Below are 15330 nucleotides of genomic sequence, written 5' to 3' on the forward strand. Positions count from 1 at the left end.
CTCGAAAGGTGCTCCCGAAGGGGTCAGCGGGTGAGGGCCCTGGCCGCGGACTCGACCTTCTGCTTGATCAGGTCCATCTGGACGACGGTGTTGCGGTTGAGGTGCTCGGTCATCGCCCCGTCGGTGGCGGGGGCCTCGGGCTTCATGTGGAAGTCCTGCACCCAGCGCATCCGGACCCCGCCGGCCGGCTCCTGGGTGTAGTCCCAGGCGATGTTCATGAACTCGAACGGGCCGGTCTCCACGCGCTCGGCGCGCACGGTGCGGGCGACCGGGTCGCCGGTGCGCCGGGAGACCCAGCTCCAGGCGTTGCCGTCCTCGTCGGGGTGCATGGTGAGGCGGAAGACGACGGTGTCGCCGTCCTGCTCGAGGATCTCGGCCGAGGCGTACTCGCTGAAGAGATGCGGCCAGTTGGGAACGTCGTTGGTGAGGTCCCACACGACGTCCATGGGTGCGTCGATGACGATGCTGTTCTCGGTGTGTCCGGCCATGATCGGAACTCCTCCTGGGTGGTAGGGGTGGTCAGCGGCCCAGGACCAGGGCCGAGGTGAAGCCGCCGTGGCCGCGGGCCAGCACCAGGGCGTGCCGCAGCGGCAGCACCCGGGGCGCGTCGGTGACCAGGTCGATCGGGCAGCCGGCGGCGAGGTCGCGTACCCCCTTGGTGTGCGGGATGACGCCGTCGCGCAGCGAGAGCAGGGCCGTCGCCACGTCGAGCGGGGCACCGCCGCCGTACAGCCGGCCGGTGAGGGTTTTCGGCGCGGTGACCGGGACCCCGCCGGGCCCGAAGACCGCGGCGATCGCCTCGGCCTCGTCCCGGTCGTCGGCCGGCATCCCCGAGGCGTCGGCGAAGACCACGTCGATGTCCGCGGGGGTGAGCCCCGCGTCGGCGATCGCGCGGGCGGCGACCCTGCGCAGGGCGCGGGGCCTTCCGGAGTCGGGCGCCGGGTCGAAACCGGCGGCGTACCCGAGGACCGTGCCGTACCCGCCGCCCCGGCCGCGCTCCTCGGCCGACTCGGCGCTCTCCAGGACGAGCAACGCCCCGCCCTCGCCCGGCAGATGGCCACTGGCCTCGCTGTCGAACGGGACGTAGGCGCGCTCGGGGTCCTGGACCCTGGAGAGCCTGCCGTTCGACAGCTGGGCCGTGAGTCCGTACGGGCAGAGCGAAGCGTCCGTACCGCCGGTGAGGACGAGCCGTGAGTCGCCGCCGGTCAGCAGCCTGCGGGCCTGCCCGATGGCGTCCAGACCGCCGGCCTGCTCGCAGGCGAGCACCCCGCACGGGCCGCGCATCTTGTGCCGGATGGAGAGCTGCCCGGTGGTCGCGGCGTAGAACCAGGCGATCGACTGGTACGCACCCACGTGCGAGGGGGCGTGCTGGTAGAGCGCCGTCATCTCCTTCTGGCCGAACTCGGTGCCGCCGGACGACGACGAGGTGACCACGGCCATCTCGTACTCGGGCAGCTCCGCCGGGTCCACCGCGGCGTCCCGCAGCGCCGACTCGCCCGCGTACAGGCCCAGATGGGTCCAGTGGTCGGTCTGCGAGATCAGCCGGCTCGGTACGACGTCGGGGGCGTGGAAGCCCGGCACCTGGCCCGCGTGGCGCACCGGGTAGCCGGAGGCGTCGAAGCGGTCGATGGCCACGATGCCCGACTTGCCCGCGAGCACCGACGACCAGTGCGCGTCGGGGCCGATGCCCGTCGGCGCGGTGATGCCGAGACCGGTGATCACCGGCGGCCTGCCGCTGCTGGGGGTGAGGGCGCTCATGCCGCGCTCCTTCCTGCGGCGGCCGCCGCCGATCCCGGCCTGGCGAGCAGCATCGCGGTCTGGAAGCCGCCGAAGCCGCTGCCCACGCTCAGCACCACGTCCATCCGGTGGTCGCGTGCGGTGACCGGCACATAGTCCAGGTCGCACAGCGGGTCGGGGTTCTTGAGGTTGGCGGTGGGCGGCACGACCTGGCGGTCCAGGGCGAGCGCGCAGGCCGCCACCTCGATGGAGCCGATCGCGCCGAGCGAGTGCCCGACCATCGATTTGATGGAGCTGACCGGCACGTCGTACGCGTGCGAGCCGAGGCTCCGCTTGAACGCCGCCGTCTCGTGGCGGTCGTTCTGCTTGGTGCCCGAGCCGTGGGCGTTGATGTAGCCGACGGCGGTCGGGTCCAGCTTCGCCCGGTTGAGGGCGACCGTGATCGCCTCCGCCATCTCGCGCCCGTCCGGCTTGAGCCCGGTCATGTGGTGGGCGTTGCTGCGGCCGGCGAAGCCGACGACCTCGGCGTAGATCCGGGCGCCGCGGGCGATGGCCGCCTCGCGCTCCTCGACCACCATCACCGCGGACCCCTCGGCGAGGACGAAGCCGTCGCGCCGGCTGTCGAAGGGCCGCGAGGCGTGCTCGGCGTCCTCGTTGTTGGGGGTGGTCGCCTTGATGGCGTCGAAGCAGGCCGAGGTGATCGGTGAGATCGGTGCGTCGGTGGCACCGGCGAGCGCGACGTCCGCCGAGCCCTCCTCGATCAGCTGCACGGCGTGCCCGATGGAGTCCAGGCCCGACGTGCAGCCGGTCGAGATCAATGCGACGGGGCCCTCGGCGCCGACCTCCCAGGCCACCTCGGCGGCGAGGGTGGACGGCACCATGTACCCGTACAGGTGCGGAACGCCGTACTCGTGGTCGACGAGCCACTTGCGGCCGCCGTCGCTGAGCAGGACGTACTCCTCCTCCAGGCCCATCGTGCAGCCGACGGCGCTGCCGATGGAGACCGCGAGGCGCTCGGGTGCGAGCGCGGCCAGGTCGATGCCGCTGTCGAGGACCGCCTCGCGGGCGGAGACGACGGCGAACTGCGCGGCCCGGTCCATCCGGCGGATCTGGCGGGGGGTGAGACCGCAGGCCGCCGCGTCGAAGTCGACCTCGGCGGCGACCCGGGAGCGGAAGCGCCCTGCGTCGAACAGGGAGATGGAACGGGTGGCGGTGCGCCCGTCGGAGAGGAGCTGCCAGAAGGCCTCGCGCCCCACTCCGCCGGGCGCGACGGTGCCGATGCCGGTGATGACGGCACGTCGGGTCACGGCGTACCGCCTACATCCGGATTGGACTCGGCGGGGTGCTGGGCCGGCTCGGTGTCGACGTGCCCGAGCTCGGGGCGCGGGGCGAGCGGCGACAGGTGGAAGGCCCCGCGGGCCGTGGAGTCACCGGTGTTGACGAGACGGTGGCGTACGCCGATGGGCACGAGCAGCGAGTCGCCGGGGCCGAGCGTGATCTGCTCCCCGTCGAGCGACATCGTCAGGGTGCCCTCGACGATGTGCAGGAACTCCTCGGAGTACGGGTGGTAGTGCTCGGTGATGTGGTCACCGGGCTCCAGCGTCAGCACCCCGCCGAAGCCGGAGGTGCAGCCGACGGTCTTGGGGCTGAGGGTGACCCGCAGGTCACCGCCGCGCTTGGTGTTGGCGTCGACCTCTTCGGAGGCGACCTTCACGGTACGGGTGATGGCGGTCGTCACTGGATCCGCCCTCCTTCCTTGGTCCAGACGTAGAAGGGCTGAGCCATGGCGTCCTTGGGCTCTTTCCAGTCCGGGTCGTAGGGCTCGACACACTCGGTGAGCCGGGTGTTGATGTCGTCGTAGAGCGGGTGGCTGCGCGCCTTGTAGAGGTTCGGGGTGATGTCGTCGTCCGCCTCGACGAGGTGGAAGTACAGCCCGTGGAACTTGAAGAGCGTGCGCCGGCTGACGCCGATCATGTGCGGGAGCTCCGACGAGTCCGACTCGTCGAAGATCTTCGCGATGTCCTCCGTCTTGTCCGGCTTCAACCGGGCGACGATCAGGGTGCGATGCACGGTGCTACCTCCCGTGGGTCCTGCGGCGGTCGCCACGGAAGGTCCCATCGCGATCTGGAGACCCGCTCGAACTCCTCTCCAGCGCGGCTCGGCAGCCGGGTTCGAGCCGTTCGCGAGGGGCGGCGGCTGTTCTGGGGCGCACCCGACACCCAGGAGAGGCCGCCATGCCGTTCGCTGCGATCACGTATGACATCAAGCCCGGTTACGAGAAGGAACTCACCGAGATCTTCGGCGACTTCAAGCGGGTGAAGTCCGGCCGGGTCCCCGACGCGTCGGGCGCCGCCGCGGGAACCATCCTGGCGACGGCGGTCTTCCTGCGCGACGACACCCTGGTGCGGGTCATCGAGTACACCGGCGACCTGGACGCGGTCGCCCGGCACATGGCCGTGCAGCCGGGGGTGCGCGAGGTCGAGGCGAAGCTCAAGCCGTACCTCAGCAAGCCGCGCGACACCGACACCCCGGAGGGCTTCGTCGCGACGTTCCGGCGCAGTCTGCTGAACACGGTGGCGCAGATCTCGGCGCGGGACCTGCCGGCGGCGGGCTGACGGGTTCCGGAGTTACGCGGACGAGTGCGGCGGGGGCCCGGTGCAGGGCCCCCGCCGCACTCGCCTGCGTACGGGCATCAGGGCGGTCAGGACGGTCAGGCCTCCTGGCGCACCCGCGCCGGTGCGGTGGTGGTCGCAGGGCGAGGGCGGGGCATCCCCACCCGCAGCAGGGTCAACGCGACCAGATACATGGTGAGTTGGCAGCCCAGCGCCCAGCCGATCGACGAGGCGCCGTAGAACACCGTGCCCACCAGGGCCACCCCCGTCGCGCTGCCGACCTGGCCGAAGGTGGCGAAGACTCCGCTGGCCGAGCCGATGCCGTCCCGGGACATGGCGGAGAGGGTGAGGTTGTAGAGCGGCGGGGAGAGCAGCCCCATGCCGGCGCCGGTGAGGACCAGCCCGGGCAGGATGTGCAGCGGGCGCAGCCCTGACCCCAGCGACACCGTCGTCCAGAGCAGCACCCCGGTGCCGGTCGCCATCAGCAGCGCCCCGGCCTCCAGCATCGGCCGCCCGAGACGCCCGGTCAGCGGCACCGAGGCGCCCGAGGCGAAGGCCGCGGAGAGCGCGAACGGCAGCAGGCTCAGGCCGGCCTCCTTGGCGGTGAAGCCCAGACCGTCCTGGAGATGGACGACGAAGACCAGGAAGAACGAGGCGACCCCGCCCAGGACAAGGAAGTTGACGGCCGCCCCGGCCGGGAACGCCCGGCCCCTGAAGAGCTCGGGGGCGATGAGCGGCGCCCGCCCCGCCCGCCCGGCGCGCCGCTGCAGGGGGGCCAGCGAGACGAGCAGGGCCGCGCCCGCGGCCATCAGCGGCAGCAGCCACAGCGGCCAGCCCGCCTCTCGGCCCTGCACCAGCGGTACGAGCAGCAGCACCAGGCCCGCGGTGGCGACCGCGACGCTCAACAGGTCGATGCGCAGCGGTTGTTCACGGTGTTCGGAGGGCAGCCACAGCAGGGCGAGCAGCAGCGCGACCGCCCCGACGGGGAGGTTCACCAGGAACACCGCACGCCAGCCGAGCCCGAAGAGGTTCGCGTGGGTGAGCAGCCCGCCGAGCATCGGACCGCCGCAGGTGGCGACCGCGATCACGGCCGCCTGCACCCCGAACGCGGCCCCCCGGCGCTCCTTGGGGAAGAGCAGCATGATCACCGGGGCTATCTGCGGGGCGAGGAGCGCGGCCGACGCACCCTGCAGCACCCGTGCGGCCACCAGCCACCCCGATCCCGGGGCCGCCGCGCACAGGGCGGACGCGGCGGTGAAGGAGACGATCCCGGCCAGCACCATCGGCTTGCGCCCGAAGGCGTCGCCCAGGCGCCCCGCGGTGACCAGGACCAGCGCGAAGGCCAGGCTGTAACCGGCGAGCAGCCACTGGACGATGCTGTCGGACGCGCCCAGGCCGTCCTGGATGGAGGGGGCGGCGATCGACACCACGGTGACGTCGAAGGTGTGCAGGAACCCGGCGAGCAGCACCGCGCCCAGGGCGAGCCAGGAGCTGCGCGGAACGGACGGCCGCTCCACGGTCGGTGGTCGGTTCACGGATCACGCCTTCCTACGGGGAGTACGGGAAGCACTGGTCAGTGCCTTTGCGGGCACTGTCCGCGCCCCGCACCCAGGACCGCTCAAGGATCGCCGGGGCCGCGCCTGTTCGAGTGCGCCTCCACCGCCGTGCGGGCGGCCCGCGAGGCGGGGACCGGATGCTCGAAGGGACCGTTCGTAGGCACGAACAAGGACTGAGGTGGCAGCGTGTCCGGTGTCGTTGGCTGGATCGACTTCGAGAGGGACCTGCGCAGGCACCGCCCGGTGGCCACGGCGATGACCGCCACGCTCGCGCAGCGCGGGCCGGACGGCGAGAGCGTCTGGGTCGGCGAGCACGCGGCACTGGGCGTACGGCTGCTGGATGTGGACGGGGCCAGGGACGAGCAGCCCTACGTCCTGCCCGCCGGGGACCATGACATCGTCGCCGTGGTGGCGGGCTGGCCCACCGGCACCGAGGCGCTGCGCGCCGAACTCGCCGCGGCCGGCGCCCGCGTCTCGGCGGCGGAAGGCCCTGCCGCCCTGGTGGCGTACGCCTACCGGCAGTGGGGGACGGACTTCCTGCCCCGGCTCAACGGCGCGTGGGCCGTCGTCCTGTGGGACGGCCGCACCGAGGAAGTGGTGCTGGCCCGCGACCACTTGGGCGGACAGCCGCTGTACTGGACCCGGACCGCGACCGCGCTGGTCTTCGGCTCCGAGCGCAAGGCGCTGCTCTCCCACCCCGAGGTCGACCCGGTGGTCGACGCGGCCGGGCTGCGCGAGGCGGTCTCGCAGGCGCTGCCGCACGGCGGCATCTTCGCCGGCTTCGACCGGATCGGTGCGGCGGAGATCGCCCGGTACGGGCGGGACGGCTGGCAGCGCAGCAAGTACTGGTCGATCAGCACCCAGCCGCACACCGACGACTACGACGCGACGGTGGCCAAGGTCCGTGACGTACTCCAGCGCAGTGTCGAGGAGAACCTCACCGAGGACCCCGCGCAGCTCCTGGTGATGCTCTCCGGCGGCGTCGACTCCTCCGCCGTGGCGGCGCTCGCCGCCGACGCGCTCGCCCGCGCCCAGAGCGGCTCGCTGCGCACCTTCACCATCGGCTTCGCGCAGAGCGAGTTCCGCGCGGACGTGATGCGCTCCACCCACGACACCCCCTTCGCGGAGGAGGTCGCCGCGCACATCGGCGCCGATCACACGCTGGTGGAGCTGGACACCGGGGACATCCTCGACCCGATCGTGCGGCTGGGCATGCTGAAGTCCAAGGACTTCCCCACGCGCCAGTACGACATGGACACCGCCCAGTACCTGACGGTGCAGCGTGCCGCGCAGGAGGGCCGCAAGGTGGTCTTCGCCGGGTACGGCGGCGACAAGTACTTCCAGGGCGCCACCTGGTTCACGCACAAGGACCTGGTGGTCTCGGGCACCTTCCCGTGGCTGGCGCTGGCGCAGAAGTTCGGTGCGGCCAACGGCTTCGGCACCGGGCTCTTCAGCCAGGACGCCCTGAAGGCGCTGGACTTCCCCACGTACTACCGCGATGTGTACGCGACCGCGGTGGCCGAGGTGGAGTACCTCCCCGAGGAGGACGAGTGGCAGCGGCACATGCGCCGGGTCGCGTACCTGATGAACACCCGCTTCGGCATCGACGCGGGCTCGTACTCCTCCGCCGGGCTCCAGCTGCGCACGCCCATCAACCACCCGGAACTGGTGCAGTACGCGTACAACATCCCCAATGAGATGCACAACCGGCGCGGCATCGAGAAGGGCATCCTGCGCGCGGCCGTCGCCGACCTGCTGCCCACCTCCGTCCTCGACCGGCACCGCAGCGCGTCCCCGGTCTCCAACCACCCCGACTATCCGGGTGCGTTGCAGCGGGCGATGAAGGCCGTGCTCGCCGATCCGAAGGCCCCGGTGCGCCAGATCATGGACCTGGAGGGGGCCGCCGCGGTCGCCGCCAATGTGGAGCGGCTCACCAAGGACCGGATGGCCAGGGCCGATGTGGAGCTGATGCTGCAGCTGAACCTGTGGCTCGACCACTACCGGGTGAGGCTGGCGCTGTGAGGGCCGGCTCCCGGGCGGAGCGCGTCGCACGCCATCTCGATGCGGCGGGGCTCGACGCCGTGGTGGCCACCTCGTCGGAGAACGTGCTCTGTCTGACCGGGATTTCGAGTGTCGGCGGGCTCAACCACCCTTACAGCAGCCGGGCGTTGGCGGTGGTGACCAGGGATCGCACCGATGCCCCGTACTTCGCCTCCTCGCGCAGCGACGTCGATCAGTTCTTGGATGCGACGACGCCGCTGAGCGGTGTCGTTCCGTACGGGACGTTCTTCCGCGAGCTCCCCGATGGTGTCGAACTGACCGCACGGGAACTGCGGTTCAAGGAGATCGGCCTCGACACGGAGCCGGCACCGGACGCGCTCGGCGCGCTGGTGCGCATCCTCACCGGTGCGGGCCTGGCGTCGGCGCGGATCGGCGTGGACGAGAACGCCGCGCCGCTGGGCTTCCTGGAGCGGCTCGGTGCCGCCCTGCCCGAGGCACGGATCACCCCTGCGGGGGCGCTGCTCCAGCAGATCCGCAAGGTGAAGACCGAGGCGGAGATCGTACGGATCACCCGGGCCGCGGCCTGCGCGGAGACCGGCATCCGTGCCGCGACCGCCATCGCCGTGCCCGGGGTCACCGAGCGCCAGCTGGTCGGGGAGTTCGAGACGGCGGTGGCGCGGGCGGGCGGGCGGCCCAGGTTCACGCTGATCAAGTTCGGGCGGGAGGGGGTGCTCGGGCAGACCAGACCGTCCGAGGAGCCGCTGCGCCGGGGCGACTCGATCTGGTTCGACGTCGGCTGCACCTACCAGGGGTACTGGTCGGACATCGCCCGTACCTTCAGCCTCGGCGAGCCCTCGGCCCGGCTCGCTTCGGTGTACGCGGCGATGCTGGCCGGCGAGGAAGCCGCCATCGAGGCGGCGAAGGCGGGCATGTCGGGCGGTGAACTCTTCGACCTGACCGTGGAGTCCGTCCGGGCGGCCGGGGTCCCGCACTACCGCAGACAGCACGTGGGCCACGGGATCGGGGCCGAGATCTACGAACCTGTGCTCATCACGCCCGGCAATCCGGACCTCCTGGAGGAAGGGGTCGTCGTCAACGTCGAGACCCCGTACTACGAGTTCGGCCTCGGCGGCGTGCACGTGGAGGACCCGTTCGTGGTCGGCCCGGACGGAAACCGGCTGCTGACCTCCCTCGACCGGGGCCTCGTCGTGCTCGGCTGACCGGCCGTGCCCCCCCACCCGTACAGAACCTGAGGAGAACCATGCCCCCCTTGTCCCGCCGCCGGTTCCTGGGCGCGGTCGGCGCCTCCGGACTGGTCGTCCCGTTCGCCGCCGCCTGTGACAACGGCACGGGCGGCAAGACCATAAAGAGTCAGGGCGTCCCCATCCCGGCGCACTTCACCCAGCCCTTCAAGCGCCCGGCGACCATCCAGCCGGCCTCCTCGGTGGGCACGACCGACTACTTCGACGTACGGGCCTATGTGGCGAAGGCCGAGATCCTGCCCGGTGTGCAGACCGAGATCTTCAGCTACAACGGCACCTTCCCCGGCCCGGCGTTCAACGTCCGCAAGGGCCGCACCGCCGTCGTCCGTACGCGCAACGACCTGCCCGTGCCGATCAGTACGCATCTGCACGGCGGCAAGACCCCCGAGACCAGCGACGGCTACCCCACCGACCTGATCCTGCCCACTTCGGGCTGGACGGCGGCATCGGGGCACGCGGCGCACTCGGGCATGCGGATGCCGGGGATGAAGATGGAGGGTGTCACCGCGCAGGGCAGCCGCGAGTACACCTATCCCAACGCCCAGCGGGCGAGCACCCTTTGGTACCACGACCACCGGATGGACTTCACCGGGCCGCAGGTCTGGCGGGGGCTCGCGGGCTTCTATCTCGTCCACGACGAGGAGGAGGACGCGCTGCCGCTCCCCAAGGGCGACCGCGACGTACCCGTCATGATCATGGACCGGTCCTTCAACGCCGACGGTTCGCTGGCCTACCCCTCCCTCGACCCGAATCTGAAGAGCCCGCCCGGGGTCTCGGGGGACGCGCACAACGGCATGACCGGCGACGTGATCCTCATCAACGGGGTGCCGTGGCCGCGCTTCGACGTACAGGGCGCGCGCTACCGGCTGCGGCTTCTCAATGCCTCCAACTCCCGCCGCTACCGGGTGAAGCTGAGCGCCAAGCCCTCGTCGGGCGCGCCGTTCACGCTGATCGGCAGCGACGGCGGGCTGCTGGCGAAGCCGCAGGCGATGGACTCCATCTACATGGTGCCGGGCGAACGCTTCGACGTGATCGTGGACTTCGGGGCGTACGCACCCGGCACCAAGATCACTCTGGAGAACAGCCTCGGTGACAGCACCACCGACGAGCTCATGCAGTTCGTGGTCGGTTCCAAGATCGCCGACTCGACGAGCGTTCCCGCCACCCTCTCCACCGTGGAGCGCCTCGACCCGGCCAAGGCGGTGCGCACCCGCACCTTCTCGCTGGCCAACAACACCGAGAACGGGGTGCACGTCTACAAGATCAACGGCCAGCCGTTCTCGACCGACCGCAGCTGGGCGGATGTGAAGCGCGGCGAGGTGGAGATCTGGGAGTTCTCCTCCTCCACGCACCACCCCATCCATGTGCACCTCTCGCCCTTCCAGGTCTACAAGCGGGGCGGCACCACCAGCCTCAACCCCGAGGACGTGGGCTGGAAGGACACGGCGCGGCTGATGCCCAACGAGAAGCTCAGCGTGCTCGTCCGGTTCAGCGACTACACGGGAAAGTTCGTCTTCCACTGCCACAACCTCGAACACGAGGACATGGCGATGATGGCCAACTTCCAGGTGAGCTAGGCATATTGAAGGTGCGGAGGAGGGGCCGGCGATCCGCCGGCCCCTCCTTCACGCGTTCCCGCCCGGTCTCAGTGCGTACGGGCCACCGCGCCCAGCAGCGCCCGCTCCAGCACCTCCGCCGGGTCCGAGCCCTCCACCGCCGCAGCCTCCGCCCGCCAGGCCACGAACCCGTCCGGGCGCACCAGCACGGCACCGTCCGCCCGCACCCCGTAGCGGGAGCGCCACCCGAACTCCGAGAGATCCGTGGCGTCCGTCGGCCCGTCGCCGAAGGCGACACCGCGCAACGCCACCCCGGCGCGCTCGGCCGCCCGCGTCCGGGCCTTCTCCCAGGCCAGCCCCGCCTCGCTGGTCAGCAGCACGAACGAGCTGCCGAACTCGTCGAGCAGCGACCCCGGCCGGTCCCGCACGATCACCGGCACATGCGGAGCGCGCGTCCCCGGCTCGCCCGTCATCTCCTCCAGCGCCCGGAACGGCGGCAGCCGCCGCCCGTCGATCGCAGCCGAAGCATAGGTGTGCCCGAAGGTCACCGACAGCACATCCAGGGTGGCCCTGCGCTGCTCCTCGTCGGCCCGCCCCGAACGCACCGCAAGCCTCAACTGCGCCTGGGCGACAGTGGCTTCGGCGACGGGGCGGCGCTCGGCCTCGTAGGTGTCGAGCAGCCTGTCGTCCGCCTCGCCGCGCACCACGGCCGCCAGCTTCCAGGCCAGATTGTGCGCGTCATGGACCCCGGTGTTCGCGCCGTACCCGCCGATCGGCGGGATGACATGCGCGGCGTCCCCGATCAGGAACACCGACCCGTCCCTGAACCGGTCGGTGGTCAGCGCGGCCAGCTCCCACGGCAGTACGCCGATGATCTCCACCTCCGCCTCCGTGCCGTCCGCCGCCGTGCCGATCGCACTGCGCACCAGCTCCACCGCGCGCGCGGTCGTGAAGTCGTCGAGGCTCTCGCCCGCCTCCGGGCGGTACTGCACGATCAGCGTGCCGCGCCCCAGGCTGTCGTCGTGCCCCAGGACCGCACCGTGCAGCAGATCGTTCTCGATCTGGCAGATGGAGAAGCGCCGGCCGTCCAGCGGACCGCTGAGGTCGGCGCGGAACAGAATGCTCACCTGGTGCTGGAGCGTCCCCAGCCCGCTGCGCCCGATGCCCAGCGTCTCGCGCACCGGGCTGCGCGCGCCGTCGGCCGCCACCATCCAGCGCGCCCGCACCTGCCGTTGCGCGCCGCTCCCGCGGTCCTCGACCGTCGCCACCACGGGACCGTCAGGACCCTCCGGGCGTTCGAAGGAGGTCAGTTCCGCGGAGAACCGCAGCGCCGCGCCCGCCTTCAGTGCGGCCTCCCTGACGATCGGCTCCATCCGGTCCTGGCCCAGCGAGATCTGCCGGGACGGCGTCAGATGCGACAGATCGCCCGGCGCGGGCAGCATCGCGGCCCGCACCTCCCGGCCGGCGAGCGACTCGACGGTCGCCTGGCGCAGATGGTCCTTGTACCCCTCGGCGGCCTCGAGGACCGCCTCCTCGACGCCCACCGAACGCAGCAGTTCCAGGGTCCTGGGGTACCAGCCCCAGGCCCGCGGGTGGACGGAGGTCGATGCGTGCCGCTCCACCAGCACACAGCGCACCCCGTGGTGGCGCAGGAAGAGCGCACAGCTCAGCCCGGTGATGCCGCCCCCCACGACCAGTACGTCCGTCAGCTCCTCGGGCTCCTTGCCCACGGTTCTCCCCTTTCGGCCCGCGCGGCCCGACTGGTGGCCCGCGTACCGGTGGATCGTGGGCCCGCACGCTGGAGGGCGTGTCCAGGGAAACTTGAGGTGCCCCGGCCAGCCTGTGGCTCCCATACCGAAGGGAGCCGGAGCTGTGTCCGGTATAGCTGGATGGATCGATCACACCAGGGACCTGCGGCGCGAGCGCCCGACCCTGCTGGCCATGACCGCCGCGCTCGCCCAGCGGGGCCCCGACGCCGAACAGCTGTGGAGCACCCGCTCCGCGGGCCTCGGCGTACGCCACTCCCGGCCCTCGGGCGGCCAGGGCTACGTACAGCAGCCCTGGGTGTTCGAGGAAGCCGGCGCCACCGTGCTGGCCTCGTTCTTCACCGGCACGCTGTACGACAGGGAGGAGCTGGCCGCCACCCTCGGCGTACGGTGGCGCGCCTCCGACGCCGAGCTGGTGGGCCGCGCGTTCCTGCGCTGGGGCGAGAAGTTCGCCGAGCAGCTGGACGGGCCCTTCGCCGCCGCCCTGTGGTCCGAGCGCGACCAGGAACTGGTGCTGGCACGCGACCGCCTCGGCAACCAGCCCCTCTACTACTACCCGCTCGGCTCCGGCGTCCTCTTCGGCTCGGAGCGCAAGGCGATCCTGGCGCACCCCGCGGTCGACCCGGAGATCGACGCCGACGGGCTCCGCGAGCTCTTCTCGTACGCGGGGACGGCCGGACACGGCATCCTGCGCGGCTTCAAGCAGGTCAGGCCCGGCCATGTGCTGCGCATCCGCCGCGAGGGCGAAACGGCGTACAAGTACTGGGAGTTGACGGCCGAGGAGCACACCGACGACCAGGCGACCACCATCGCCACCGTCCGTGAACTCCTCGGCGACAGCGTACGGCGCACGCTGGGCACAGGTGACGTCCCCGGCATCATGCTCTCCGGCGGCATCGACTCCAGCGCGGTGACGGCCCTCGCCCACCAGGCGCTCGCCGAGCGCGGCGGCGGCACCGTGCGCACCTTCACGGTGTCCTTCGGTGGTGCCGAGGACTTCAAGGAGGACGAGATCTGGGGGAGCCCCGACGCCCCGTTCGTCCGGTCCGTCGTCGACCACCTGGGCACCGACCACACCGACCTGGTCCTGGAGACCGGCGACATCATCGACCCGGCGGTTCGCGCCGCCGTGCTGCGGGCCAAGGACGTGCCCAGCCCGCTCGGCAACATGAACACCTCGCTCTATCTGCTCTGCCAGGCGGTGCGCGAACACGTCGGCTCGGTGCTGCTCGGCGAGATCGCGGACGCCGTGTTCGGCGGCTTCGCCTGGGTCCACAACAAGCAGCTCGTCGAGGCCCCGATGCTCCCCTGGGTGGCCATGGGCCAGTTCGGCGGCGGCAAGCACGGCCTCGGCGGCGACCTGCTCGCCCCCGACCTGCTGGGCAAGCTCGACCTCAACGGCTATGCGGGCGACGCCTACACGTCGAGCATGGCGCAGGTGCCGCGGCTCGACGGCGAGACCGGGCAGACCCTGCGGATGCGGGAGATCACCTACTTCCACCTCACCCGCTGGCTGGAGACCCTCCTCAGCCACGACGAGTCGCTCGGCTCCGCGGTGGGCCTGGAGACCCGGATGCCGTTCTGCGACCACCGGCTCGTCAACTACGCCTACAACGTGCCGTGGTCGATGAAGAGCTTCGACGGACGCGAGAAGTCCCTGCTGCGCGCCGCCGTCGCCGATCTCCTCCCCGACGACGTGGTCAACCGCGCCAAGTCCCCCTACCCCGTCACCCAGGACCCGGCGTACGGCCGCGCCCTGTGCGACGGCATGGCCGCACTCCTCGCCGACCCCGGCGCACCGGCCGCCGCGCTCGCCGACACGGCCGGCGTACGGGCGCTCATCGACGACCCGTCGGTCCTCGACAGCGGGATGCGCGCCTGGGTGGCCCGCGCCAACGTCGAAATGCTGCTCGGCCTCAACGACTGGCTGCAGCGCTACGGCGTACGGGTGGTGCTGTGATGAGCACCGCCGCGCACTCCCGCGTCCTCGGCAAGGAGGCGGGCCCGCTCGGGCGGGCCGTCCGCATCCTCGCCGGTGCGAGCGCCCTCACCCAGATCATCTCCACCAAGATCCCCGAGCGCACCGGCGGCGAGGTGACGACGGCGCTGATCACCGTCGTCGTGCTCGCCGCCGCGTACACGCTGCTCGTCGCCGCCCTCAAGTCCCGTTTGCGCAGCCGCCGTTCCAGCCGGCTCGCCGGCTGGCCGGGCGGGGCCCTGCTGCTCCTGCCGATGCTGCTGTACCCGATCGGCGTCCTGCCGCACGGGGCGGCGCTGGGTGTGGCCCTCTTCGTGGAGTCCTCCGCGCTGATCGCCGGGCTCATCGGGTACGGCGGCCTCGAATTCGCCGCGATCCCCTCGCTGGTGCTCGGCTACCGGCCGCTGCTGTACGGGCCGTACAACGCCGTCGACCTCGCCGAACGCGGCTTCCGCGGCGAGGAAGGGACCGCCCGGCGCACCGCGGGGCTGCTCGCCGCCGCCGCGCTGGCCTGGTACTGGACGGTGCCCGCGCTGGCAGCCGTACGCGGACCTGTCGGCCGTGTCATGGACCACCCCGACACGCTGGGCCCCGCCGTGGGCGGGTTCCTGCTCCTCGCCGGCGTGCTGTTCGCGCTCCCGGCAGGAGGACCCCTGACCCAGCGCAGACTGCGGCTCGCCGCGCTCTTCGCGCTCCTGGGCCTCGGCGGTGCCGCCGGTGCGGTGCCCGATGTGCTGTGGCCCGCGGTGATCCTGCCCGGACTGGTCATCGGCGCCCTGCGACTGCAGTCGGGCGACCGCCGCCACCGGCCCCGGGCCGTGCGCCCGGTCGCCGTCGAGACGTCTTCCACCGCCCGTTGAGA

General features: G+C 71.8%; 13 protein-coding genes. 6 read left to right on the top strand and 7 right to left on the bottom strand.

The genetic code is table 11. From position 1 onward, the window contains the following. Window positions 1-23 precede the first annotated feature (23 nt). From AB0H78_RS12875 to AB0H78_RS12895, 5 genes are read right to left on the bottom strand one after another with little or no spacing between them, the layout of a single operon-like run. Complete coding sequence (locus AB0H78_RS12875; protein WP_363234383.1) at window positions 24-488, bottom strand: SRPBCC family protein; 465 nt, start codon at window positions 486-488, stop codon at window positions 24-26. A gap of 31 nt (window positions 489-519) precedes the next feature. Beyond that, window positions 520-1758 (bottom strand): ketosynthase chain-length factor, encoded by a 1239-nt coding sequence (locus tag AB0H78_RS12880; RefSeq protein WP_363234384.1) that lies wholly within the window; start codon window positions 1756-1758, stop codon window positions 520-522. Beyond that, on the bottom strand, window positions 1755-3044 hold the full coding sequence (locus AB0H78_RS12885; protein ID WP_363234385.1) for a beta-ketoacyl-[acyl-carrier-protein] synthase family protein: 1290 nt from the start codon (window positions 3042-3044) through the stop codon (window positions 1755-1757). The genes AB0H78_RS12880 and AB0H78_RS12885 overlap by 4 nt, the downstream gene beginning before the upstream one ends. Then, the gene (locus AB0H78_RS12890; protein ID WP_363234386.1) at window positions 3041-3475 is read right to left on the bottom strand and encodes a cupin domain-containing protein; all 435 of its coding nucleotides are present in this window, start codon (window positions 3473-3475) and stop codon (window positions 3041-3043) included. Before AB0H78_RS12890 ends, AB0H78_RS12885 begins: the two co-directional genes overlap by 4 nt. Next, window positions 3472-3807: a TcmI family type II polyketide cyclase gene (locus AB0H78_RS12895; RefSeq protein WP_363234387.1), complete on the bottom strand. Its 336-nt coding sequence runs from the start codon at window positions 3805-3807 to the stop codon at window positions 3472-3474. The genes AB0H78_RS12890 and AB0H78_RS12895 overlap by 4 nt, the downstream gene beginning before the upstream one ends. A 164-nt stretch (window positions 3808-3971) precedes the next feature. On the opposite strand from AB0H78_RS12895, the gene AB0H78_RS12900 reads away from it, so the two are divergent. After that, window positions 3972-4352, top strand: coding sequence for a SchA/CurD-like domain-containing protein (locus AB0H78_RS12900; RefSeq protein WP_363234388.1), 381 nt, complete (start codon window positions 3972-3974; stop codon window positions 4350-4352). 95 nt (window positions 4353-4447) lie between these two features. On the opposite strand, the gene AB0H78_RS12905 is transcribed toward AB0H78_RS12900, so the two are convergent. Beyond that, window positions 4448-5884 (bottom strand): MFS transporter, encoded by a 1437-nt coding sequence (locus tag AB0H78_RS12905; RefSeq protein ID WP_363234389.1) that lies wholly within the window; start codon window positions 5882-5884, stop codon window positions 4448-4450. Between the two features lie 207 nt (window positions 5885-6091). Between AB0H78_RS12905 and asnB (AB0H78_RS12910) the strand changes: the two genes are divergently transcribed. Genes asnB (AB0H78_RS12910) through AB0H78_RS12920 form a run of 3 tightly spaced genes read left to right on the top strand, consistent with a single transcriptional unit; the run spans window position 6092 to window position 10745 of the window. After that, window positions 6092-7927 carry an asparagine synthase (glutamine-hydrolyzing) gene (gene asnB / locus AB0H78_RS12910; RefSeq protein WP_363234390.1) on the top strand — a complete coding sequence of 612 codons (1836 nt, stop codon included), beginning with the start codon at window positions 6092-6094 and terminating at the stop codon, window positions 7925-7927. Then, window positions 7924-9126, top strand: a complete 1203-nt coding sequence (locus AB0H78_RS12915) for a Xaa-Pro peptidase family protein (RefSeq protein ID WP_363234391.1) — start codon at window positions 7924-7926, stop codon at window positions 9124-9126. The genes asnB (AB0H78_RS12910) and AB0H78_RS12915 overlap by 4 nt, the downstream gene beginning before the upstream one ends. Window positions 9127-9167: 41 nt before the next feature. Then, window positions 9168-10745, top strand: a complete 1578-nt coding sequence (locus tag AB0H78_RS12920; RefSeq protein ID WP_363234392.1) for a multicopper oxidase family protein — start codon at window positions 9168-9170, stop codon at window positions 10743-10745. A gap of 68 nt (window positions 10746-10813) precedes the next feature. On the opposite strand, the gene AB0H78_RS12925 is transcribed toward AB0H78_RS12920, so the two are convergent. Then, on the bottom strand, window positions 10814-12454 hold the full coding sequence (locus tag AB0H78_RS12925) for an FAD-dependent oxidoreductase (protein WP_363234393.1): 1641 nt from the start codon (window positions 12452-12454) through the stop codon (window positions 10814-10816). Window positions 12455-12596: 142 nt separating this feature from the next. Here AB0H78_RS12925 and asnB (AB0H78_RS12930) point away from each other — a divergent pair, with 142 nt between their 5' ends. Continuing rightward, window positions 12597-14450: an asparagine synthase (glutamine-hydrolyzing) gene (gene asnB, locus AB0H78_RS12930; protein ID WP_363234394.1), complete on the top strand. Its 1854-nt coding sequence runs from the start codon at window positions 12597-12599 to the stop codon at window positions 14448-14450. Next, complete coding sequence (locus tag AB0H78_RS12935; protein WP_363234395.1) at window positions 14450-15328, top strand: DUF6410 domain-containing protein; 879 nt, start codon at window positions 14450-14452, stop codon at window positions 15326-15328. Before asnB (AB0H78_RS12930) ends, AB0H78_RS12935 begins: the two co-directional genes overlap by 1 nt. The last annotated feature ends 2 nt before the right edge of the window (window positions 15329-15330 follow it).

The organism is Streptomyces sp. NPDC050738, from assembly GCF_040654175.1.
In the GTDB taxonomy this organism is placed as follows: domain Bacteria; phylum Actinomycetota; class Actinomycetes; order Streptomycetales; family Streptomycetaceae; genus Streptomyces.